General features: G+C 35.2%; 16 protein-coding genes. 9 read left to right on the top strand and 7 right to left on the bottom strand.

What is annotated here, in order from left to right; all coding sequences use genetic code 11:
- The first annotated feature begins 241 nt into the window (after positions 1-241).
- On the top strand, positions 242-1,798 hold the full coding sequence (locus tag ACIR131C_RS0119800; protein ID WP_028091565.1) for a tetratricopeptide repeat protein: 1,557 nt from the start codon (positions 242-244) through the stop codon (positions 1,796-1,798).
- Positions 1,799-2,004: 206 nt separating this feature from the next.
- Here ACIR131C_RS0119800 and ACIR131C_RS0119805 read toward each other — a convergent pair whose 3' ends face one another.
- The gene (locus tag ACIR131C_RS0119805; RefSeq protein WP_028091566.1) at positions 2,005-2,994 is read right to left on the bottom strand and encodes a PRC-barrel domain-containing protein; all 990 of its coding nucleotides are present in this window, start codon (positions 2,992-2,994) and stop codon (positions 2,005-2,007) included.
- Positions 2,995-3,597: 603 nt separating this feature from the next.
- Between ACIR131C_RS0119805 and ACIR131C_RS0119810 the strand changes: the two genes are divergently transcribed.
- The 3 genes from ACIR131C_RS0119810 (at position 3,598) to ACIR131C_RS0119820 (ending at position 7,124) form a co-directional block, all read left to right on the top strand.
- Positions 3,598-5,259 (top strand): site-specific DNA-methyltransferase, encoded by a 1,662-nt coding sequence (locus ACIR131C_RS0119810; RefSeq protein ID WP_028091567.1) that lies wholly within the window; start codon positions 3,598-3,600, stop codon positions 5,257-5,259.
- 563 nt (positions 5,260-5,822) lie between these two features.
- Entirely contained in the window at positions 5,823-6,131 is a 309-nt protein-coding gene (locus ACIR131C_RS0119815) for an RNA recognition motif domain-containing protein (protein ID WP_028091568.1), read from the top strand.
- A gap of 375 nt (positions 6,132-6,506) precedes the next feature.
- Positions 6,507-7,124: a Uma2 family endonuclease gene (locus ACIR131C_RS0119820; protein WP_028091569.1), complete on the top strand. Its 618-nt coding sequence runs from the start codon at positions 6,507-6,509 to the stop codon at positions 7,122-7,124.
- Between the two features lie 103 nt (positions 7,125-7,227).
- Here ACIR131C_RS0119820 and ACIR131C_RS0119825 read toward each other — a convergent pair whose 3' ends face one another.
- The 4 genes from ACIR131C_RS0119825 to ACIR131C_RS0119840 all read right to left on the bottom strand — a co-directional run bounded on the left by ACIR131C_RS0119825 (position 7,228) and on the right by ACIR131C_RS0119840 (position 13,186).
- Positions 7,228-8,175 (bottom strand): AvaI/BsoBI family type II restriction endonuclease, encoded by a 948-nt coding sequence (locus tag ACIR131C_RS0119825; protein WP_028091570.1) that lies wholly within the window; start codon positions 8,173-8,175, stop codon positions 7,228-7,230.
- Between the two features lie 25 nt (positions 8,176-8,200).
- Positions 8,201-9,631, bottom strand: a complete 1,431-nt coding sequence (locus ACIR131C_RS0119830; protein WP_035372585.1) for a DNA methyltransferase — start codon at positions 9,629-9,631, stop codon at positions 8,201-8,203.
- Positions 9,632-9,727: 96 nt separating this feature from the next.
- Complete coding sequence (locus ACIR131C_RS0119835) at positions 9,728-11,434, bottom strand: diflavin flavoprotein (protein ID WP_028091572.1); 1,707 nt, start codon at positions 11,432-11,434, stop codon at positions 9,728-9,730.
- Between the two features lie 27 nt (positions 11,435-11,461).
- The gene (locus tag ACIR131C_RS0119840; protein WP_028091573.1) at positions 11,462-13,186 is read right to left on the bottom strand and encodes a diflavin flavoprotein; all 1,725 of its coding nucleotides are present in this window, start codon (positions 13,184-13,186) and stop codon (positions 11,462-11,464) included.
- 109 nt (positions 13,187-13,295) lie between these two features.
- Here ACIR131C_RS0119840 and ACIR131C_RS0119845 point away from each other — a divergent pair, with 109 nt between their 5' ends.
- From ACIR131C_RS0119845 to ACIR131C_RS26980, 5 genes are all read left to right on the top strand, one after another.
- A complete protein-coding gene (locus ACIR131C_RS0119845; RefSeq protein WP_035372587.1) occupies positions 13,296-14,123 on the top strand; it encodes a pantothenate kinase in 828 nt (275 codons plus the stop codon).
- A 220-nt stretch (positions 14,124-14,343) separates the two neighbouring features.
- The gene (locus ACIR131C_RS25795) at positions 14,344-14,493 is read left to right on the top strand and encodes a class I SAM-dependent methyltransferase (protein ID WP_155963204.1); all 150 of its coding nucleotides are present in this window, start codon (positions 14,344-14,346) and stop codon (positions 14,491-14,493) included.
- A 95-nt stretch (positions 14,494-14,588) separates the two neighbouring features.
- Positions 14,589-15,368 carry a Uma2 family endonuclease gene (locus ACIR131C_RS0119855; RefSeq protein ID WP_028091575.1) on the top strand — a complete coding sequence of 260 codons (780 nt, stop codon included), beginning with the start codon at positions 14,589-14,591 and terminating at the stop codon, positions 15,366-15,368.
- A gap of 237 nt (positions 15,369-15,605) precedes the next feature.
- Positions 15,606-17,393: a methyltransferase domain-containing protein gene (locus ACIR131C_RS26315; protein ID WP_071604978.1), complete on the top strand. Its 1,788-nt coding sequence runs from the start codon at positions 15,606-15,608 to the stop codon at positions 17,391-17,393.
- Between the two features lie 13 nt (positions 17,394-17,406).
- Entirely contained in the window at positions 17,407-19,506 is a 2,100-nt protein-coding gene (locus tag ACIR131C_RS26980) for a DUF5672 family protein (protein ID WP_071604979.1), read from the top strand.
- Between the two features lie 108 nt (positions 19,507-19,614).
- Here the strand turns inward: ACIR131C_RS26980 and ACIR131C_RS0119875 are convergent, their stop codons facing one another.
- Both ACIR131C_RS0119875 and ACIR131C_RS23615 read right to left on the bottom strand, forming a co-directional pair.
- A complete protein-coding gene (locus ACIR131C_RS0119875) occupies positions 19,615-20,076 on the bottom strand; it encodes a DUF29 domain-containing protein (protein ID WP_028091576.1) in 462 nt (153 codons plus the stop codon).
- Positions 20,077-20,448: 372 nt separating this feature from the next.
- Entirely contained in the window at positions 20,449-22,377 is a 1,929-nt protein-coding gene (locus ACIR131C_RS23615; protein ID WP_231395509.1) for an O-linked N-acetylglucosamine transferase, SPINDLY family protein, read from the bottom strand.
- Between the last annotated feature and the right edge of the window lie 238 nt (positions 22,378-22,615).

A 22,615-nucleotide genomic window follows, 5' to 3' on the forward strand; every position in this document is an offset into this window, starting at 1 on the left:
CCCCGGATACTAAGAATACCCTGGAGACTGCAACCGTAAATACTATTAATCCTGTACCTTCAGCGACACAGAACGATAATTCCTTTGTTGGTCGGACTGAGTCTCATAAAAAACTAATCGAAAAATTACGCCAAATCAAGGAAGAAAGAAAAAATCCCCAATAATTATTTGTCAGGGGGTAAGAGGGACGAAAATCCGAACAATTATCAGCCCCCACAGATATGATATAAGTTAATGAAAAATGGACTGGATTACCCTATTGCGATCGCTACAGTCTGACTTTCTCAACAGGTTAAAATCTGGTTGTCTACTTCATTGCGAAGTTGAAGGTCAGCATAGTGAATTAACTATTATTTCCGGTGATAGATTAAAGACATTACGGGAATTTTGTTGGTTAATGACGGAAAAATATAAACGCACTTCCCCAGTCCGTGATGTTTTTATTAATAACCTTAAAGGTAAATTAGGAGAAGAAGTTGTTAAAGAAAGATTAGCCGATTTTATTACTGAAATAGATTATGAAAAACGCTTTGGTGGTGATGGGAAAAGCGATTTTACCCTCACCACTAACTCTTTAATTGGGGTTGAAGTCAAATCTCGTCACGGTAGTATTGATAGAGTTAGATGGTCAGTGAGTGCGGAGGAAGTGGAAAAAAATGCAGTAATTGTCTGTATTTTGATTCAAGAAGAAGTTAATGAAGCCCAAACAGCATATCACCTTTTATTAGCTGGATTTCTCCCCACGCAAATGATTAAATTGAAAACTGGAAAAATTTCCTTTGGGATTAATCAATTATTATATGGCGGTGGTTTATTTTCCTATTTAGAACAATTTCAAGTTTCCGCAAATTCTCATAAATCTAATTTATCTCAAACTCAGTTAATTAAATCTCCATCTGCACCTGTTGATTTAACAAATTTTTATTTAAGTCTCGGTGATGAATATTTACAAAATGGAGATTATGCAGCCGCAATTAATAGTTATCATCAAGCTTTAAAAATTAATTATAATCATGCTGAAATTTATTACAAACTCGGTTTAGTTAATTGTCAATTAGGAGATTATCACACAGGAATTACTAATTATAGTCAGGCAATAAATATTAATATTAATCATGAGCAAGCTTATAGCAAAAGAGGTTTAGCACATTATCAAATAGGTAATTATCAAGTAGCTATAGAAGATTACAGCCAAGCAATTAGAATTAATCCCCATATTGCAATTAATTATAAAAATCGCGGTGATGTTCGTTCTCATATTGGTGATACTCAAGGAGCAATTGAAGATTATAATCAAGCAATTAAGCTGAATCCTGATTATGCTACCACACAAAAAGATAGACAAATTGCTCGTTATTTATTAGATGATAAAAATCAATTAAAGCAAGTGATTCCTCTTGATTCTGATCATGGTATTAGTTATAAAAACCGGGGACATAATCGGGCTAAATTAGGAGATTATCAAGGAGCAATTGACGATTATACCCAAGCAATTCTTAATGGTGATGATATTGATGCTTATTATTATCGAGGCAATGCTTACTTTGATTTAGGAAAATATGCAGCAGCAATTAGCGATTATACTCAAGTAATTAAAATGAATTATCATTATATTAATGCTTATTATAACCGAGGAAATGCCCGATTAGAGATAGGAGATAAACAGGGAGCAGTTGGGGATTTTTATAAAGCAGCAGATTTATATTGGCAAGACGGAAAATTAGCAGAATATCAAGATACACAGGCTAGAATTATAGAATTAGAAATAGAAGCATCTTTAGATATTTTAAATTTTTAACTATAAGTAACTATAAGTAGGGCTTGCTGATAGCCTGCGTGGCGTAGCCATAAAAGTTGTCTGTGAGGGGAGGGAACAGGAAACAGTTTTAACTGTTTGGATATCCTCAATTTTCCAAATCCAACAAAGAAAAATGCACCTTTACGGAAACAAACAGATACAAAAAATAACCCCCTCTACTACCAGTATCAGGGGGTTTACAAAACTTAATATCCGCCTTCTTCTTCGTATTCCACCTGTCGTTCCTTGACCTTTTTCGGGATATTTACGGGCTTTGGTGCATCATCCCAAGCATCACCATCTAAATCATCATCATAGTCATCATATTCGTCAGCGTAGGTCTTTTTAGCAGGTTTGGCCTCATATCTGGGTGCTTCTTGATAACGGTCAGAGGCCGTCGCGTCACTCCAGTTATCTTCCTCTTCCTCTTCATACCGAATTGACTCATAGGAACGGGCTTTCATAACTTGACGCTGAGGCCTTTCTTCCTCTACGTAGTCTTCTGTCCATTCCTCTTCTTGGGCTACAGGTTCAGGAATACGCACCTTGGGACGGGGTGCTTCCAGAGGAACACCGCTGGGTAATTGATTACTCGGTGCAACTGTGCGAGGGGGAGTATAACCAAATTCTTCTTCTGCGTCCCTTTCCCAGGGGGCTTTACCAATACCTAGCCGTTCTAAAACGCCTACAGTTAACTGGTTGACTCTTTCTTCAGCACCTTCAAACACAATTAAACGACTTGGACCAGTGCTGACAACTTCATCTATGGAAAGTTCGTAGGTACTCAAAAACTGGTCAGGAATTTGGGGTAATCCTAAAGCAGCAATGACTATAGTGTATATTTTACCTGTTTCGCCATTAAATTTAAAGCCCCGTACCTTGCCTAAAACTTCACCTGTTTCTGTAATCACTTCCCAGTTCATGAGGTTACTGAGAATCTCTATTTCCACATCTTCGATGACATCCTCATTATCAACTAAGATGACATCACCAATTTGGTTAATGCTGTTGAGATACATATTGCGGGGGAGACTAGAAATAGAGATAAGGCTGTCTCGCAAACTAAGCGCCACCACCTCTCTTTGATCTACATCAACCCAGACTTGACTCACGATACCTAACCGCTTACCGTTGTCGCGGGTAATTACCTGAGTGTTTAATATATCCGAACGTCTAATTACTTGCTCTGAGGTCATTATATACTTAGTCCTGATCTCTAATCCAGTTTATGTATATCACTATTTTTAACAGAAATTTGTCAGTTGTCACTTGTTAGTTGTCTACTCCCTGTTACTTGTTGCTGTGGTGATTCTATCATCAGACAGTGCCAACTTACAACTATCTCAAGACTAACTAAGTAGTTTGTTGTTAAAAATTATCGCTATAGCCAGGGAAAAATGAAGAAGTTTTAAGAGATTTTACTTTTCTTCACATATTTTAGTGATCTCACGTCCACCCACTGATCTCAAAACCAACTATCTCAAAACTATAAATTGTAACTCTTTTGTCGGTCCTTCGATTATTTTAGCTGATGCTGACCCATTTGTCCTATCTCAAAATAGACAGTTGTTAATTAAAGTATAGCCAAAATGGAGATCACCAAACTGATTTTACCCAACTCCAACCAGTATACTCTTCTTGATCTTATTTAGATTTCCTATTCTCAGAATTTAGCATATTAGGTACTGAAGAACCAAATTAAATGCACAGTAAGTTTACTAAGTTGCTTATTTTGTGGTATATTCATTACCATGGCAACAATGCAGCATTTAATAAATTATTTTCTGGGAGCATTAATCATGGTTAATCAACTATTTTATGGCGATAATTTGGAAGTATTAAGAAAACATATCAAAGATGAAACTATTGACCTTTGTTATATTGATCCGCCATTTAATTCTAAACGTAATTATAATCAAATATATAATAATGTCGGTAAAGAAGATAAAGCACAAGCACAGGCTTTTATTGACACTTGGACATGGGATGATCAGGCTAATCAAGGTTTAGCAGAAATTCAAGAAAACTATTTAGGTCATTTCACTTCCCAAAGCATAGATTTAATTTCTGGTTTAACAAAGGTTTTAGGTAAGGGTAGTCTTTTAGCTTATTTAATAAGTATGACTTTAAGAATTGCAGAAATTCACAGAGTTTTGAAACCAACAGGTAGTTTTTATTTACATTGTGATCCCACCGCTTCTCATTATTTAAAGATCATTATAGATGCTATTTTTTGTTCTCAAGGTGGGGATTTTTTAAATGAAATTATTTGGAAAAGAACTACAACACATAATGATGGTAAACAAGGAGCGAGACAATTTGGTAGAGTTCATGATGTGATTCTTTTTTATATTAAAACTGCTAAAAAATCAATATTTAATACAATTTATCAGGATTATTCAGATTCTTATCTAGATTCTGCTTATAATAAGATTGATTCTGATGGTCGAAGATTTAAAACTTCTGATTTATCAGCAGCAAAACCAGGAGGAAATACCTCTTATTCTTGGAAAGGAAATTTACCTCCTGCTGGCAGATATTGGGCATTTTCCTATGAAAATATGGAAAAATTTGAGGCTGAGGGGAGAATTTATTACTCAAAAACTGGTAAGCCTTATTTGAAACAATATATTGATGAAATGCCAGGTATTAGTCCTGATGATATTTGGACTAATTTTCCGGGAATAACTATTAAGTCTGAAAGATTAGGATATCCTACACAAAAACCAGAAGCATTATTAGAAAGAATTATCCAAGCTAGTAGTAACGAAGGTGATATAATATTAGATGCTTACTGTGGTTGTGGAACAACAGTAGCAGTTTCACAAAAACTAAATCGTCAATGGATAGGGATTGATATTACTTATCAAAGTATTAGCTTAATTCTCAAAAGATTAGAAGATACCTTTGGTAAAGCAGTGCTAGAAACTATCAATATTAGTGGTATTCCTAAAGATATGAAATCTGCGGAAGCCTTAGCATTAAAAAAAGATGATCGCACCCGCAAAGAATTTGAAAAATGGTCAGTTTTAACCTATTCTAATAATCGTGCTACCATTAATCAAAAAAAAGGAGCAGATAAAGGTATTGATGGTATAGCTTATTTTACAGGAGACAAAGACGAACCAGAAAAGATTATTTTACAGGTGAAATCTGGTAACGTCAAATCTGGTGATATTCGAGATTTACAAGGAACAATTACTTTAGAAAAAGCAGAATTAGGGATTTTTATTACTCTTAAACCACCAACTAAGGAGATGATCAAAACTGCAAAAGAAGCAGGAATTTACAAAAGTCGTTATATGAGTCAACCTGTAGATAGAATTATGATTGTCACCATACAGGAAATCATCGAAGCACAAAAACGCCTAGATATTCGTTTAAGTTTAGAAGTGTTGAAATCTGCCGAAAAACAAAGGGAAGTAAAACAAACACAATTAGACCTTTTTGATCATGAATAATTACAAAATAACGTAAAATCGCTGAAAACCTCTTTAACCTGGCCTCTTGCTTAGTGCTATAACCACAATTTTTAACGCCAACCTACTGATAATAGTTTCAATAAATTTTTATCATTTAGGTGACGAAAGACGCGGAAGTGTCAACCAATCCTAAAACTCTGTGTTAAACTGTTTGTTGGCGAACTCAAGGCAATAATTCAGTATTTAAGGAATCAATTAAAATAACTGGTACTAAATATTGCACCATAGAAAACATTTTTCTCAGTGCTGGTGAACATTTCAGATTGGTCAATATGTGGAAAAGCCGCGATAAGCTTAGGTTTAAGCTTGAGTTGCGGGGGAGGAAAGTTAATTAATCGCTGCTCATAAATAGTAAATATTACTTTTTACAACATTTTTTAAACTTCTTTGCACAATTAAGATTTTTTGTGTAATGATGAGAAAGTGGAAATTAATTCGGCAGTAATGTTTGTTGTTAGTATTGACAGGCTTTCCCTTTTGGTATATACAGACTTCTCTCCGAAATCTAAATCTCTACAATCTTATGATTTTGGAAATATTCTATGTCAATTTACGTGGGTAACCTCTCTTATGAAGTTACACAAGATGCTCTCAGTCAAGTTTTCGCAGAGTACGGTGAAGTGAAACGTGTTCAACTTCCTACAGACCGTGAGACAGGTCGCTTGCGCGGCTTTGGTTTTGTAGAAATGGGTACTGAAGCTCAAGAAACTGCTGCTATTGAAGCTCTTGATGGTGCAGAATGGATGGGACGTGACTTAAAAGTGAACAAGGCGAAACCCAAAGAAGACAGAGGTCCTTCTGCTGGTGGTCGTGGCGGCTACGGTAGTGGCGGTTCACGTAACCGTTACTAAGCAGAATTTAGCTAAGACTTTTAGTTATTAAATGCTAAAAAAATTACCTATTCCGTTAGCGGGGTGGGTAGTTTTTTGCTATTAATTTTCTCAACTGGCAATTCAAATCCTGGTAATAGGTCTTCTCCAGAAAGCAATACGGGAAATTGAACAATTTATTCTCTCGTTCCTAGTCTCTGACTAGGAATGTAGTTGATGAGGCTCTGCCTCAATGAGCAGGACAAGATCAGGTAAAATAGCTTGTATATGGAATTAGAGGCAGAGCCTCCTGGTAAGCATTCCCAGCCGGAGTCTGGGAACGAGTATAGATCAATTGCGGAAATTGTATGATTTAAATGATGAGAAGTGATGATCACAATTTGTAATAGTTAAATTATGCTTCAAGCCTTACCAAAAATAGTAACTTTTGCAGAATTTATAGAATGGCTACCTGATAAGGGACGCTATGAATTACATGATGGAGTAATAGTTGAAATGAATCCACCGGTAGGTTTTCATGAAGATATTATTTGCTTTTTAGCTGAGAGAATCACGGCTGAGTATTTACGCTTGAATCTACCTTATGGAATCCCAAAAACTACTTTTGTTAAACCACCAGGAAGCGAATCTAGTTATTTACCAGATGTGTTAGTAATCAATAGAAACATTCTAGCCAATGACCCAAACTGGAGAAAATCAGCAGTAATTTCTGACCCTGATTCTATTCCTTTAGTTATTGAAGTTGTGAGTACAAATTGGCAAGATGATTATTATAAAAAACTGGGAGATTATGAAAAATTAGGTATTCCTGAATATTGGATTGTGGATTATTTAGCACTGGGAAGTAAAAGGTTTATTGGTAGTCCTAAACAACCAACTATTTCCATTCATCAACTGATAGAGGGAGAATACCAAGTTAGTCAATTTACAGGTAGTGAATTGATTATATCATCAACTTTCCCAGAATTAAAGTTGACTGCTGAACAAATTTTTAAAGCTGGTAATTTTGATTAAACCTTGCTCTCGTTCCTAGTCTCTGACTAGGAATGCAGTTGATGAGGCTCTGCCTCAAGTAGCAGGACAAGATCGGATAAAATGGCTTGTATTCTGGAAAATCCTATAAACTGATTAACCAGTGACAGATCGAGTCAACCTGAGTATCATTTGTCATATTAGCAGCATTGCTCAATTTACCAGATTCTAAATTATTCCATATTTCTTCAGCCATACGTTTTTCAATAGCTGCACCAATGAAAAATGTATGTGGTGACAAATCAACTTGAGAAAATGCCTTCCATATTCGAGATAAAGCAGTTCTCGCTGTTTTCCAGTGTTCATCAGCACCAGCAGGATCAATTCCTCCTTTTAATTCTCCCAGTGTAATATAAAGATTGGGAATTTTATAAATTGTTGGAGAAATTTGTTGATAACCACAGTTGAAAAGACAAACATCAATATTACTTTTCACTAAAGGAACTGTAATATTATAAATTATTGTTCTATTTTTGTTGCCAATAGACCAACTTAAACCCTTCACATATAAATCTATTCCTGCATCTTCTTCTGTCATCGGAATCCATGTTTTAGTTGTAGAATGTAACCAATAATAAGAAATATTAGCAAGTGCAAGATTAGCCAAAATTGCGCGAGTGAATTTACGCTGTGCTAACACTCCACCCACATTTCTCATTGAACCACCTAGCGTATCTCCTCTTGTTAACAAAAATCTATAAACTAATTCTTCTATAAAATCTGAACCTGCTGGTTCTAAAAACTCCTTAATTAATCCTTGGATAGCTTGTATTTTATCCTGTGGCTGTAAATAACCTCTCGCTTTATCAGAAATTCCAGATGCAGCTAATAAAGCAGGTTGTATTTCTACCAGATTAATTAAATCAGCAGGACTATTAACTTGAGAAGCAATAGTTTTTAATACTCTTGCTTGATCAATCAATGGTGTAGCCCGACGGTTTCTTTCAATAGCTAAAGCAACAAAACCAGCTCTAGTTTTTTCATAAGCTGTTACTAAATCAAGACCTGTATTTAAATGATTTTTATATGCCAATTTTAATTACCTTAATTTGATGAAATTAAACTTTTCTCCAAACATAAACGCATTTTCTCAGTGCATCACGTCCATGTAGCCCCATTTGCTGGCTACTATTGCCTTTAGTATTGGGTAAAACTAAAATATTTTCTACTTCAAATCCCAGATACTCAGCTATATTCGATAAAATCATATCCACTGAAATACTCACACCAGCATAACGCACATTATCATTAATCATAAACATCAGACCTTGTGATTTCATGACTCGATAACATTCATAAATTATGCAAGCCATTTCATAAAAATAACCTTTTACCATTCTCGGAATACTATTATTATTTAATTGTTTTTTGGATTTTTGTTCTTCCAAATATTGCAAAATAACTTGGAGTAATTTCTGTTTATCTGTAGCCAAAATAGCATTTGACCATTGAGAATTAATTGCTAATAGATCTTTCGGTCTATTCTCAACTGTACAACTTAACATTTGTTGTCTAAAATTGACTATTTCCTCTTGTCCTAATCCTAACAAAGCGAGTTCTAAAGCATAGGTTCTAGTGTAATCATAACGGTTGCAATAAGGAGGAGAAGTAAGAATTACATCATAATAAGAATTTGGCAATTGTGGCATTATATCTAAGCTAGAACCTGTAAACAAACGAATCCCACCTTGTTTAGTTTTACTGGGAAAAAGTTCACCTTGTTGACTACCAGTTTGAATATCTGCTAAAATTTCCGTAATTTTAATACTAATTGCCTGTTTAAAGCTGAGAATTTCTCCTTTGTTAAAAGGTATATTACCTTGTTGACGACTAGAACGATAATCCCAACGTAAATATTGCCCATCTTTGCGAGTGTAACTAATTGCTTCCAAAACACATAATAGTGCAAATTGTAATACTTGCTTGACTCTGTAATTTTCATTTTGGTAAGCACCGATATATTTTTGAATTTCGTTTAATGTCTCTTGAGGATATGCACCTGTCGTAATTTTTATTTCTTGAATATTTTGTTGAGTCTTTGATTTCTCCCAAGGACAATTTTTAGACCAATATAAAATTTTTGTGAAATCATCTGCTGTAAATTCTTGTTCTAAGATGAGCCTAGTATTTATAATTTCTTTTCCAATAGGGAGTAATTCAATTCCATCAGCATTTAATCCTATATTACTAGCTGCAAATAAAGTTGTTCCACTACCAGCAAAAGGGTCTAATATTTCGCCAGATTCGATTATATATTTATCTAGTAAATATTCTACCAATGAAGCAGAAAAAGCTTCTTTATATTTGTACCATCGGTAAATAGGTTTAAGTTTATTAGCCTGAAAACTAACAATCTTACGGTTGAGAACATCTTCTATGCAGAATTTATCAGCAAAGTGCTGGTATATTTGGGTGTTAATATGTTCAATTTCAATATTTTGTGTTTGATGGTTTGGTATTTGAGGTTCTAATGGTTGAAAATCAAGCATTATTTAAAGTGATCAAAAATATGGGCAGACGTTTTACATTATAGCGTAAAAAAATTACCCCTCTATCTAATCCTAGAGGGGCTAAGACGTAAGGTGTTAATAATAACTCGCTGATTTGCGATGATGTATCGCTGTGACACCATCTTGATTTAAGACTTTACCATCATCAACAGTCGCATAAACTAACCAATGGTCACCAGCTTCCATGCGATTTTGCACAGAACATTCTAGATAAGCCAAAGCTCCATTAATAATAATACCTCCATTATTGGCCTCTTGAATGTCTAAACCCGCAAATCTATCTTGTCCGGGAGCATAAACCTTCATAAACTGCTTACGGATTTCCTTCCCCTCCGCTAAAATATTAACTACAAATTTGTTATTGGTGTGCGTCATGTTTTCCATAGCCCGGTCTTTAGCAACCGCAATAGTTAAACCAGGCGGATTAAAACTAGCTTGTGTCACCCAAGAAGCTAACATTCCCGTTTTGATGTCTCCTTCGGTTGCTGTAACTACACACAAAGAACCAACTATGCGCCCCACAGCTTGTTCTACATTTGTAGCAGGTTGTTTAGCTACAACTAATCTTTTCGCCGCTTTTTTCAATGCTTGAGCAAAATCAGTTCCCGCTTCTTCGCAGGTTTGTAAGGTGACTTCATTGGGTTTGAATTTGACGCGAATGGTGTCAAAACCAAATCTGTATCCTGCGTCTTTAAGTTTACCTTCAATTAAATCAACCGCTTCCCCACTCCAGCCAAAAGAACCAAATACCCCCGCTAATTTATTATTAGTCGCAGTAGAGAGGACTATTCCTAAAGCTGTTTGCACCGGTGTAGGTGCGTGTCCTCCTAAGGTGGGTGAACCTATGATAAAACCGGCGGATTTTTCCACAGCGGCTTTGATTTCTTCGGGTTCGGTAAATTCGCAGTTGATAGATTCGACATTGACACCGGCTTTAGTGATGCCGTGAGCGATCGCTTGTGCTAAAGTTGCAGTATTACCATAGGCTGAGGCATAAATTAAAGCCACGGTCATATCAGCGGAGGTTTGCTGTTTAGTCCATTCTCTGTAACCCTTGGTAATATCAATTAAACCATAGCGCACAATTGGACCATGACCCGTAGCGTACATTCGCACGGACAAATCTGCTAATTTCTCTAAAGCTGTTTCGACTTGTTTAGCGTGAGGTGCCATTAAACAGTCAAAATAATAGCGTCTATCCTCATTAAACACCTCCCAACCTTCATCAAAAACCTGGTCTGAGCAAATATGCGCCCCAAATAGTTTATCAGAAAATAAGATTTCTGTTTGCCGGTCCCAGGTACAAAGTTCGTCAGCGTAACGGGGGTTAGGAGTGGGAATAAATTGTAAATGGTGTCCTTTACCTAAATCGAGGGTATCTTCCCCGCGCATAACCAGAATTGATAAATCCTGATTTTCCAAAGCAGCGCGTAAATTTATCGCCCCTGGGTTAGAACAAACAAAGGTAATTTGCGGGGCAATTTCCAGTAAAGCTTTTAACGTCGCAGCCCGGTTGGGGTTAACGTGACCAAGGATCACATAATCGAGATTTTTGACATTAAACCGCTGTTGTAAAGCTTGGAGATAAATTTCGGTAAAAGTTTCGCCAGGGGGGTCAATAAGGGCATTTTTATCGCCTTGGATGAGATAAGAATTAGCCGTTGTTCCCTTAGCTAAAGCATATTCAATTTCAAATCTTAATCTAGCCCAACTGCGCGATCGCAATATTATGGTATCTGTACCAATGGGCAATATTTGTACATCACGGGGTTTAGTAGTCATTTGTCAGTGGTTAGTTGTCAATTGCTTTTAATAGTGATTCCCGACTTTCCGGTGGTGTACTGCTGTCATGGCATCGGGATTTGATACTCTACCGGCGTAAGCTGTGCTGTATACTGCCCAATGATCACCACAATCCATGCGGCTGACTACTTCACATTCTACGTAGGCTAGGGCATCTGTAAGTATAGGTGCGCCATTTTCCGCAGGTTGGGTTTTCACTCCTTGAAAACGATCTGCACCGGGAGCAAATCTTTTTAAGAAATGTTTCATTAAGGGTTGATAGTTGCCTTCTTCGAGTATATTCAGAACGAAGCGATCGCCTACTTGCATCAGTGATTCTATCGCCCGATCTTTAGCGACTGCAATGGAAAAGCCCAAGGGTTTGAAACTGGCTTGACTGACCCAGGAAGCTAACATGGCGCTGGATACGTCGTCTTTTTTGGCTGTGATAATATATAAACCGCCGCTAATTCTGCCCAAGGCTTTGTCTAAGTCAGCACCAAGGGATTTCATGGTTTTGATGCTTTTATCTCTTGTTACCCATTGTCCTAAGTCTGTACCCGCTTCTTCACACTTTTTATAGGTGTTGGCTGTGGGTGTTTCCCGAATTTCAATGACGGGGAAAGCGATATTTAAGCCTAAAGCCCGGAATTTATTTAATATGGGATAGGTAGGTTCATCATCTCCCCCACCAGTTTCAAAAATGCCAATGGCTTGTTTTTCTTTGGCTGAACCTAAAACGGTGCTGAGTGCAGCTTGAATGTTAGAATTACCTGATACTGGAGGCATTCCCACGACTAAACCGCTACAACGCCCTACCAGTTCCCGCAGTTCTTGTAATTCGTGAATACTGGCTAAGTCTACTATTTCCACAGCGACACCGGTTTTTGTAATCCCATTGGCTATAGATTGGGCTATTTGCGTGCCAAAACCGTACTCGGAGACGTAAAATATCCCTACGGGGGTTTCCGCTTTGGTTTGTCCTTGACTCCAGTGGCGATAACGGCTTGTCAATTCTTCCACATTGTGGTATAGTAGGGGTCCGTGACCGGTGGCAATTATGCGAATTGTTTTTAATTCTGCCATACGCTTCATTGCGGACAAGACAGAACGGGCATTTGGTCCCATCAAACAATCATAATAATATTTAAAGTCGGCTTCTATGGCTGCTAAGTCGTCATCAAAGGTACTTTCTGAGCAGTAATGTAAACCGAAAGCGTCGCAGGTGTAGAGAATTTGGGTTTTGTGGTCGAAGGTGAAAATGGTATCGGGCCAGTGTAAATTCGGAGCAATGACAAATTCTAATTCATGGCCATTACCTAAATCCAAGCGATCGCTATTTTTAACAATTTTACGCTTAAATGGTTGGTGTACCAAATCTTCTAAAAACTGAATTGCCACTTTTGACGCAACAACGGTTATATTAGGAGCGAGTTGTAATAAATCTTTTACTAGTCCACTGTGATCTGGTTCAGTGTGACTGACAATCAAATAGTCAATATCTTGGGGATTAATTAAACCAGTGAGGGTATCAAAATAAAGTTGGCGAAATTTTTCATGGGAGGTATCAACTAGGGCTATTTTCTCACCACGAATTAGAAAAGAGTTGTATGTTGTGCCATTTTGCAAACCAAACTCAATATCAAAGCGATCTCTGTCCCAGTCTAAAGAGCGAATCGCTGTAGTATTTTCACTGATATCTATGGTATTTATAGTCAAACGCTTTTTTAACTTTTCTGTGAGCAATACCATAACGCCCCTCCTTAATAAATTGAGTATTTATGCCTTTCTCCTATTGTGGCACAGGTTTATTATTAATTATTATTAAAAAACCTATAGTTCAGTTAAGAAAATTAAAACATTGGCAAATCATCCTCCTGCAAAAAATCAACAGCATCTTTCCTTAGCATTAATAATTGGTAATTCCCGTGTTCATTGGGGATTATTCATAGATAAAACCCTATACCTAACTGGGAATACATTTCATCCATCTGCATTTATTATCCAACAATTAGCCCAATTTCCAACATTAGATAATTGGCTGAGAGTGATTTCTTTACCTGGGGATATTTTTCCTATTTCCCCAGATTATCCTGTACCTGTGATTTTTGCCTCTGTTGTTCCCCAGCAAACCGCACTTTGGCAAATTTACCCCTATTTGCGTCTGATTACCCTAGCAGATGTACCATTACAGAGAATGTACCCGACATTAGGAATTGATCGCGCTTTAGCGTTATGGGGTGCAGGAATAACTTGGGGATTTCCCACATTAGTAATTGATGGCGGTACAGCATTAACTTTTACGGGTGTAGACGATAATAGATGCTTACTTGGGGGAGCAATTTTACCCGGTTTGGGGTTACAATTGAGCAGTTTAGGACAAAAAACGGGACAATTACCATTATTAGAAACTAGTTTAATGACCAATTTACCACCACGATTTGCGATGAATACATCCCAGGCTATTCAAAGTGGAGTAATTTACACTTTATTAAGTGGGATAAAAGATTTTATTGAGGCTTGGTGGGGGTTATTTCCTGATAGTCAAATTATCATAACTGGTGGTGATAGTAAGTTATTAAAAAACCATCTTCAGCAACAATTTCCAGAGATAGCAAAGGGATTAATTGTAGATAATAATTTGATATTCCAGGGAATTGGATATCTGATCATCTCATCAGATGACTGATAAAATTTATAGATTATGACGTAGTTGTGTTTATTAATACAGTTTGTGCAATATAATACAGCCTGTTGTGGGTAATGTCATATTGTAAAGTATTATGACAATTAACGTCATTTTAGATAAGAAAGCGATACAGGTGATATATTATGATGTCTAGGGAATTATGGGTATATTCATGGTATGGTGGGGTCTGTCAGAATAAATCTGTTGATTGATAAAATTTATGGAGTGTGTTGATTTAGGATGTGGAACTCATAAAGCAGAAGGTTTTCTAGGGGTTGATATTATTGCAGGTGATCAAGTTGATATTATTGCTAATTTGAATGGTTCTTTTCCATTTCCCGATCATAGTGTTGATTTTATTAAAGCATAGGATTTATACAGGAATATCAAAAATTTATTCAGGACAATAACTACCTAAAATTCCTGTTTTCTTCTCATTCATATTTCCAAGAAATAGGCCAAATTATGGATACCCTCAAACTTGAACTTTCCACACAATTACCAGACCATACCCAATTACCCTGTGAAGACGGAAATTTCGTGAAAAATTTTCAAGAGCATCCCCAAAGCATTTTATTAACTGAATCTATTTGGTTAAAATTACAAGCAATTCATCCAGATAAACAATTTTGCATAGGACAAGATAGTGGTATTTATTGGCGAATCACAAACCCACCAGAGAAGGGAGCAGAAGCACCAGATTGGTTTTATGTTCCTGATGTACCACCAACTTTAAATGGTCAAATGCGCCGTTCTTACGTATTATGGCAGGAATTGGTAGCACCTTTAATTGTCCTGGAATTTGTATCAGGAAATGGTAAAGAAGAAAGAGACGAAACTCCCTATCAGGGAAAATTTTGGGTTTATGAAAAAGCAATTAGAGTGCCTTTTTACGGCATTTATGAAGAAAAAAAATCATCTTTAGAATTATATCATTTAGTTGAGGGACAATATTATTTAATGTCGCCTAATGAAAGAGGTCATTATGTAATTGCTAAAATGGGTGCTGAGTTAGGTATTTGGCAGGGAACATATAAAAATATAGATTTACCTTGGTTACGGTGGTGGGATTTAGCAGGTAATTTATTATTAACAGGACAAGAATTAGCTGAACAAGAGAAACAAAGGGCTGAACAAGAGAAACAAAGGGCTGAACAAGAGAAACAAAGGGCTGAACAAGAAAAACAAAGGGCTGATAAGTTGGCAGCAAAATTGCGGGAATTAGGTGTAGAAATTGATAATTAGGCACTTTCCAGATTAATTGTAAAGATTTGTGAAAATTAACATTAGCATATCCAGAAAGTGATAGATTTTTGGAAATTGTGGGTAATCTCTAGATATAGAGGTAATTAAGGAGGTTAAGCAAGCGATCGCCGTTATGGAGAAACTGGTAAAATTAAATAAGTAGGATTTAAGACTATGTTACCGAATGTAAAGGAAACAATCAGAGAAAAAGCAAATTAATAAAAAAGTATTGACATTATGAATAATGCTAACTTGTTGGTAAATGTAGATTTAGGATGTGGAACTCATAAAGCTGAAGGCTTTATAGGTGTAGATTTAGTGGCTGCTGATGGTGTAGATGTTATTGCTAATTTGAATGGTAATTTTCCATTTCCAGATAATAGTGTTGATTTTCTTAAAGCACATGATATTATTGAGCATCTGCCTGATAGAATCCACACAATGAATGAAATCTGGAGAATATTAAAGCCAGATGGAATAGTTGACATTAGCGTACCATCAACTGATGGCAGAGGAGCATTTCAAGATCCTACCCATGTCAGTTTTTGGAATATTAATTCCTTTATGTATTATTGCCAAGAATTTCCTCCTTATTTAGCAGGTTGTCAAAGTCATTATGGTTTTAAGGGACAATTCAGTATTGTTAGCATTGATCAGAAAAATTCGGGAAATCAAGTGATTCATGTTCATGCTGTATTAAAAGCTATAAAATCAGCAGAAAACAACTATCAACTAAATTTTAAAAATATTAATTTTATCATTTTCCCAGATTGGAGTCAATCTATAGAAGTAATATTTGCACAGTTACTAAATATATGTCAAGCCATTATTGATCACCCTAAAAATAGTGATATTGCCTTACTTATTGATATCCAAAATACCAGTTTAGAAGATGCAAACTTCTTATTAGCAGATGTTTTACTTAATCTTTGTTATCAAGGAAATATGGAAACTGATGATGATAAATTACCACAATTTAATTTGTTAAAAATAAATTCACCAGAAGAATATAAAGGTTTATTGCCAATTTTACACTCTAGAATTATTTTGGAATGTGAAGACAAAAAATTTATTAATCAAATAGGATTAGAACAATTACCTGGTTGGACTCTAGAAGAGATAATCAAAGATTCACTAGATATAGAAAAATTAAACCTATTAGATCAGTTACAATATAATACGCTGCCACAAAAAAAAGAAAGTAGTTTATCCAAAGGTTATCAAAAATTTGCTGAACAGAAATTTCCTGAAGCGATCGAATTATTTAAACAAGCAATCATTGAAAATCCTCAATTTACTGAAACTGGGTTAATACCCCTAGCTCATAGCCTAATATTAGCTACTGATTGGGAAGAAATTTCCAGAAATTTACCGCCAGGTATTAATTATTTACAGACTTCTGGATGGTTGAATTCTTTATATTCAGGAAAACCTCTCAATCAAGAGGCTAAACCTATACCTTGGTACACCTATCCTGCTATAGAATTTATTGAAAATAAAATATACAGTGATTTTCGTGTTTTTGAATATGGTAGTGGTAATTCGTCTCTTTGGTGGTCTAAGAGAGTAACACAAGTAATTTCCATTGAGAATGATGCTAATTGGTTTAACTATATTAAAGAAAATATGCCTTCAAATGTAGAATTATATTTAATTGAAGATGATTTAGAATATGCTTCTGCTATTCTTCAATATGAAGATCATTTATTTGATGTAATTATTGTTGACGGTAGCAATAGAAATCAATGTGCTGAATTTGCTATATCTAAAGTAAAAGACCAAGGATTTATTATTTTTGATAACACAGATGATCACAGACACGCACCAGGTGTGGAAAAATTACAAGCATCTGGATTTATCAGGATTGATTTTTATGGAATGATTCCTAGTTACCTTTATAAAAACTGCACTTCCATCTTCTTTAAAGATGTTAATCTTTTGTCAAGAGGAGGATTACCTAGCGAAAAACGCTCTTGTTTAGGAAGATCATGTTTTCAAATTACCAGTCCCGTAATTGCAATTTAAAAGGTAAAATTTTATGAATGAATGGCAATTAAAAACCCCGGTTTGTTTTATCATCTTTAACCGTCCTGATGTGACAGAGCGAGTTTTTCAAAAGATTCGTGAAGCTAAACCTCCGAAATTATTAGTTATTGCTGATGGTGCAAGAGCGAATAAAATTGGAGAACAAGAAAAGTGTATTGCTGCTAGAGCAATTATTAATCAAGTTGACTGGAAGTGTGAATTATTAACTAATTACTCTGATATTAATTTAGGTTGTAGAAAGAGAATTTATACCGGACTAGATTGGGTATTTTCTCAAGTTGAAGAAGCAATTATTTTAGAAGATGACTGTCTCCCTGATCCTAGTTTCTTTCGCTTTTGTGAGGAATTATTAGAAGAGTATCGTCATAATACCAGAATCATGTTAGTTTCTGGACAAAATCTTCAGTTTGGACAAAAAAGACGAAATTATAGTTATTATTTTTCCCGTTATAGCCATTGTTGGGGATGGGCTACTTGGAAAAGAGCATGGCAATATTATGATGATACTATGGCTCTTTGGCCTCAAGTTAGGGATGAAAATTGGCTATTTGATATTCTCCAAGATGAACAAGCATTTAGATATTGGTCAGCAATGTTCCAAATTGTGTATGAAGGATACAATACTTGGGATTATCCTTGGTTATTTGCTTGTTATCTAAATCAAGGGTTAACCGTTTTACCAAATATTAATTTAGTTTCTAATATTGGATTTGGACAAGAAGGAACTCACGCAACAGATACAAATAGTATTTTAGCTAATATACCAGTTACAGAAATGCAATTCCCCTTAAAACATCCTCCTTTTATCATTAGAGATGTTTTAGCAGATGACTTTACAGAAAGAACTTTTTATAGTGGATCTTTAGCTCAAACACAACAGACTATTAATATCACAGAATTATTGAATAATGCTATTCATTTACTGGATGAAAATACCAATAAAATCAATCTACACAATACAACTCTAGTTACCATATCTTCGGTAGATATAGAACTTACTTTACTAAGTTTAGTAATTTCCAATTTAAACGCAAACTTTAATAGAGTATTGTTCTTTACATCTGAGGAAATTGATCAAAGTTATTTGGAACTTTTCCCTCAATTAGAAATTATTAAAATTCATCCGATCAAGAGTTTAGTTGAATATAGCAGATTTATAATCAAAGAGCTTAATTCATTTATAGAAACTGAATTTTGCTTAGTTACACAAGGAGATGGTTTTATTATCAATCCTCAGTTGTGGTCAGAGGAGTTTTTAAATTATGATTATATTGGCGCACCTTGGCGCAAACAATCTCATTTAGTTAACTCCCAAGGTCAGACAGTAGATATACTTGACTTAAATAAAAATAGAGTAGGTAATGGTGGTTTTTCTTTAAGAAGTAAAAAGCTACTAGAATTATGTTCAGAATTGGATTTTGATAATATACAAACATCTTCATTATCAGAAGATTTGATTATCTGCCATTATTTTTATGACTGGTTTACAGCGAAAAGTATTAAATTTGCACCTTTAGAAGTTGCTATTAAATTTAGTTTTGAACAACCCATAGAAGAACTGGAAAACTTTTCTTGGGAAAACACTTTCGGATTCCATGGAAAACCTCATGTTATCTCTGTCTTAAATAAATTATCTCAAGATTTGAATTTAGAATTTTCTTCAGATAATTACCAAAACAGCGATTTTATCAATGAGTTAAAATTAAGAGATATTAATTTAATTATCTTTCCTGATTGGACACAAGCAGAAGATGAACTTGGTTTAGAATTACAACAGGTAATTCAAACATTAGCAAATCACCCTGAAAATCAAAAAATTACCCTGATTATTCACATAGTTAATCTAACTATAGAAGATGCAGAAATATTTTTATCTAGTGTGGCTATGAATCTGTTAATGGCAGATTTAGACATTAGCGATACTATAGAGATTTCCTTGATTGATAAATTAGGAAATATGCAATGGCAATCTTTGTTACCCCGCATTTATGGTAGAGTTATCTTGAGTAATGAAGCTAAAATAAATTTAGCACAAATACCAGTTAGTGACTTAAAAAGTTATCAACTAGATAGTTTGATAAGTCAATTTTAAGCGTCTTAGAAATGTAGGTTGGGTTAAGCAATAGTGCAACTTTTGATTCTTTTTGATAGCTGAAGTCCTTGTATTTCACCCAACCAAGAACCGCTGTATCAAATCCAGTTACTTTTGAAGATACCAATTATCCTCTAATAATTGTTCTAAAGAATAGGGACAATTATCAGGGAATAGATTTGATGCTAATCCTGTTTTTTGAACAACAACTTTCAAAGCAACATTGTAAATATGATCTAATTCTTGAACTAACTTATTTTTTAATGTAGTAGTTAAGCTATTGTTTAAATCATCTCTAAAAGCGATTATTTCTCCCCGCCAATGCCGATGGTTTCGATCATATTCGTCGTGCCAATATTCTAATAGTAAAATATGAATTATAATTTGTCTTAATAGACTTCTAACTTTGTTTAAATCATTTCTTCCCAAACTTTCTAACTCCTCAATTAAATTTTCTAAGTCTAAGTTTTCTAAATTTTTTGCTTTTAGAAGCTTAATAGTTTCTTCCAACCAGAGATAATCGTCAATTTCATACAGTCTTTGTAGTTGATTTGGTATTTTATTTAACATAATCACAATCCTTTTTTTGTTAGGATGGGTCATTTATAGCGTTTTCCGCTTTGATGAGGTACAAAGTTGAATCATGAAACTCTTGTGGTGCGGGCATCTTGCCCGCTAGATATGTACCTGATAACACCGGTAAGTGCTGTAAAATCAGCCTTTTGATTAAAGATTAACATAATTTCCGGCGCTTTGATTTCCGGCATTGCTGATTTTAGGGATGAAAATAATTTTGCATAGGTTCAAGACCTTTGTAGAGACGTTCCATGAGTATTCTCGGCTCTACCTGCAAAAATCTTACGCCAATATGGCTACGCCACGCAGGCTATCAGCAAGATCCGATTTTCTTGTATCAACCCAAATTACAAGTATTAATTAGCCTTAACTATCAATATACCTTTGCCACATCTGTAAATAAGCATTCTCCATTTCCCGCGCAAATTTCTTCCCATTCCATAGGGGTGATGTTTGTCGTGATTTTCGCAGTTTCCAGACAATTTCTTGTCTTAATTTCTCGTCTTTACCCAACCTCACACCCCACTCTACATATTCTTCATCACTCCAAGCAATACCTTCAGTAATTCCAGCATTCATCATCATTGTATAGCTGTTCCGGGCTGCAAATTGTTCCCCCACTCTTGTCACTATGGGTACACCCATCCATAATGTTTCCAAAGTAGTAGTTGCACCATTATAGGGATAGGTATCTAAAACAATATCTGCAATGGCTAGATTCGCCCGGTGTTCCATCTCTGTAGGTGCAGCAGGTAAAAACCTAAAACATTCTAAATCAAGTCCTTCTGCTTCAGCAAGGGGAGCAATAAAATTTTGCAGATCTTCATGATTGCTGCGAAAACTCTTCAGCAGAAAATAACTATTAGGAACTTGTTTGATAATTTGCATTTGCAACCTAATATTATCGGGATTACGTTTTAATCCAGTTTGAGAACTAAAATAAATAATTCCATTATTAGGAATATCTAAAGATTCTCTACTGATAGTTGGTGTCCCCACATTAAAGCCATCAATACCAATATAATTTTGTGGCAGTCGCCAAATCTTTTCTGTATAATCATCCTGTGCTGATGCAGGTAAAACATAGTTATCAGCAATAAAATAATCAACTGTCGGGAAACCAGTTGCATCATATCCTAACCAACTAACTTGAATGGGTGCGGGTTTCAAAGCTAAAATAGCACAATTACTATAGGAAGTTAAACTATCTAAATCAACTAAAATATCTATTTCATCTTCATTTATTTTATTTGCAACTGTCACTGGCGGCGGCCATAATTGATGAAAATGATCACCAAATTCCTTTTTATAAGCTTCTTGTTGTGGATCATAAATATTCTGGCTTAAAGAATATAAATGAATATCAAATTCTTGGCGATTATGATATTTTAATAACCACCAAGCTAAATAACCGACAGAATGGGAACGAAAACATTCTGATATATAGCCTATCCTTAAAGGACGCTCACTCAAAGCAGGACGAGGTGAATTACAACGCTGTTGATAAATATTGATCTCTTCAGGAAACTCTTTGCAGATCGTTTCTTGACATAGAGCAGCTAATCTATTACGAATTAATCTATTTTCATGGGGATTATCTTCCATGTATAAGAAAAAGTGACCAAATGCTAAAGTTGTATTTATAAATAAACCTTTGCTTTCTGTTTCACTGCTGACAAGATCACATAAAAGTTGTTTATATTTTTGGTATGTTTGTAGAGCTTTTTCTGCACTTTCGAGAGACTCTAAAAATGCTACAAGTAAGCAGTGATTCCCATGTATTTGTCTAATTAGTTCTGGGGAAGTTACTAAATATTTGTTTGCCCAATCAATAGACTCTTGAAGATAACTTCCTCCTAGTGATTGTCCTAGTAATTGTAGGTTAGCAATTATTTTCATAGTAAAATATAGACTATTAGGGTCTAACTGCCAGCCAATTTTGCAAAAATAAATTGATATCCCATGGTTGAAACAAGAATAATAGCTATCAGCTTTACCCATCAATAATCTAATAATGCTTTCAGATTTTATTAAATGGGGTATAAAGGCTTCTACTAATTTATCTATAAAAGCAGGAGGATTAACTGGGTTAGGACGAACTAACTTCTCAATCACTTGCACTAATAAATTCTCATCAAAAATAGGAAGTTCTCTTACTTCGGATATAATCGCAATTAATTGATTAATAGTTGTTTCCCAATCCTCAATTTTTAAATCAATACTTAGTTCAATTATTTTTAAAGGATTTGCTGTGATTATCTTTCTTCTCTTTATCCAATCATGGACGCTTATCAACGGTCATCTGCGGTTAATTTATGGATATTTTCAGGCTTTCCCAAGAATTTCATCACTAAAAATCCCGACTAACCACCGCTCCGCTATGCCATAATCAACTAAACACATAGCAGGTGTTGTCCAAAGTTGAGTTTAACTGTTAAGTAGGTTGGCGTTAAAAATTATCGTTATGACGAGGGAACAGGGAACAGGGAACAGGGAACAGGGAAACTTTACTTTTCGTTACTTATGTCGGTTT

It is taken from the genome of Dolichospermum circinale AWQC131C (assembly GCF_000426905.1).
GTDB lineage: Bacteria > Cyanobacteriota > Cyanobacteriia > Cyanobacteriales > Nostocaceae > Dolichospermum > Dolichospermum circinale.

Coding starts and splice junctions, on each gene's coding strand:
- ACIR131C_RS0119820 (WP_028091569.1), top strand. CDS start 6,507: ATGCTTCAAGCCTTACCAAAAATAGTAACTTTTGCAGAATTTATAGAA.
- ACIR131C_RS0119815 (WP_028091568.1), top strand. CDS start 5,823: ATGTCAATTTACGTGGGTAACCTCTCTTATGAAGTTACACAAGATGCT.
- ACIR131C_RS0119855 (WP_028091575.1), top strand. CDS start 14,589: ATGGATACCCTCAAACTTGAACTTTCCACACAATTACCAGACCATACC.
- ACIR131C_RS0119810 (WP_028091567.1), top strand. CDS start 3,598: ATGGTTAATCAACTATTTTATGGCGATAATTTGGAAGTATTAAGAAAA.
- ACIR131C_RS25795 (WP_155963204.1), top strand. CDS start 14,344: ATGGAGTGTGTTGATTTAGGATGTGGAACTCATAAAGCAGAAGGTTTT.
- ACIR131C_RS0119875 (WP_028091576.1), bottom strand. CDS start 20,076: ATGTTAAATAAAATACCAAATCAACTACAAAGACTGTATGAAATTGAC.
- ACIR131C_RS26315 (WP_071604978.1), top strand. CDS start 15,606: ATGAATAATGCTAACTTGTTGGTAAATGTAGATTTAGGATGTGGAACT.
- ACIR131C_RS0119830 (WP_035372585.1), bottom strand. CDS start 9,631: ATGCTTGATTTTCAACCATTAGAACCTCAAATACCAAACCATCAAACA.
- ACIR131C_RS0119805 (WP_028091566.1), bottom strand. CDS start 2,994: ATGACCTCAGAGCAAGTAATTAGACGTTCGGATATATTAAACACTCAG.
- ACIR131C_RS0119835 (WP_028091572.1), bottom strand. CDS start 11,434: ATGACTACTAAACCCCGTGATGTACAAATATTGCCCATTGGTACAGAT.
- ACIR131C_RS0119800 (WP_028091565.1), top strand. CDS start 242: ATGGACTGGATTACCCTATTGCGATCGCTACAGTCTGACTTTCTCAAC.
- ACIR131C_RS0119840 (WP_028091573.1), bottom strand. CDS start 13,186: ATGGTATTGCTCACAGAAAAGTTAAAAAAGCGTTTGACTATAAATACC.
- ACIR131C_RS26980 (WP_071604979.1), top strand. CDS start 17,407: ATGAATGAATGGCAATTAAAAACCCCGGTTTGTTTTATCATCTTTAAC.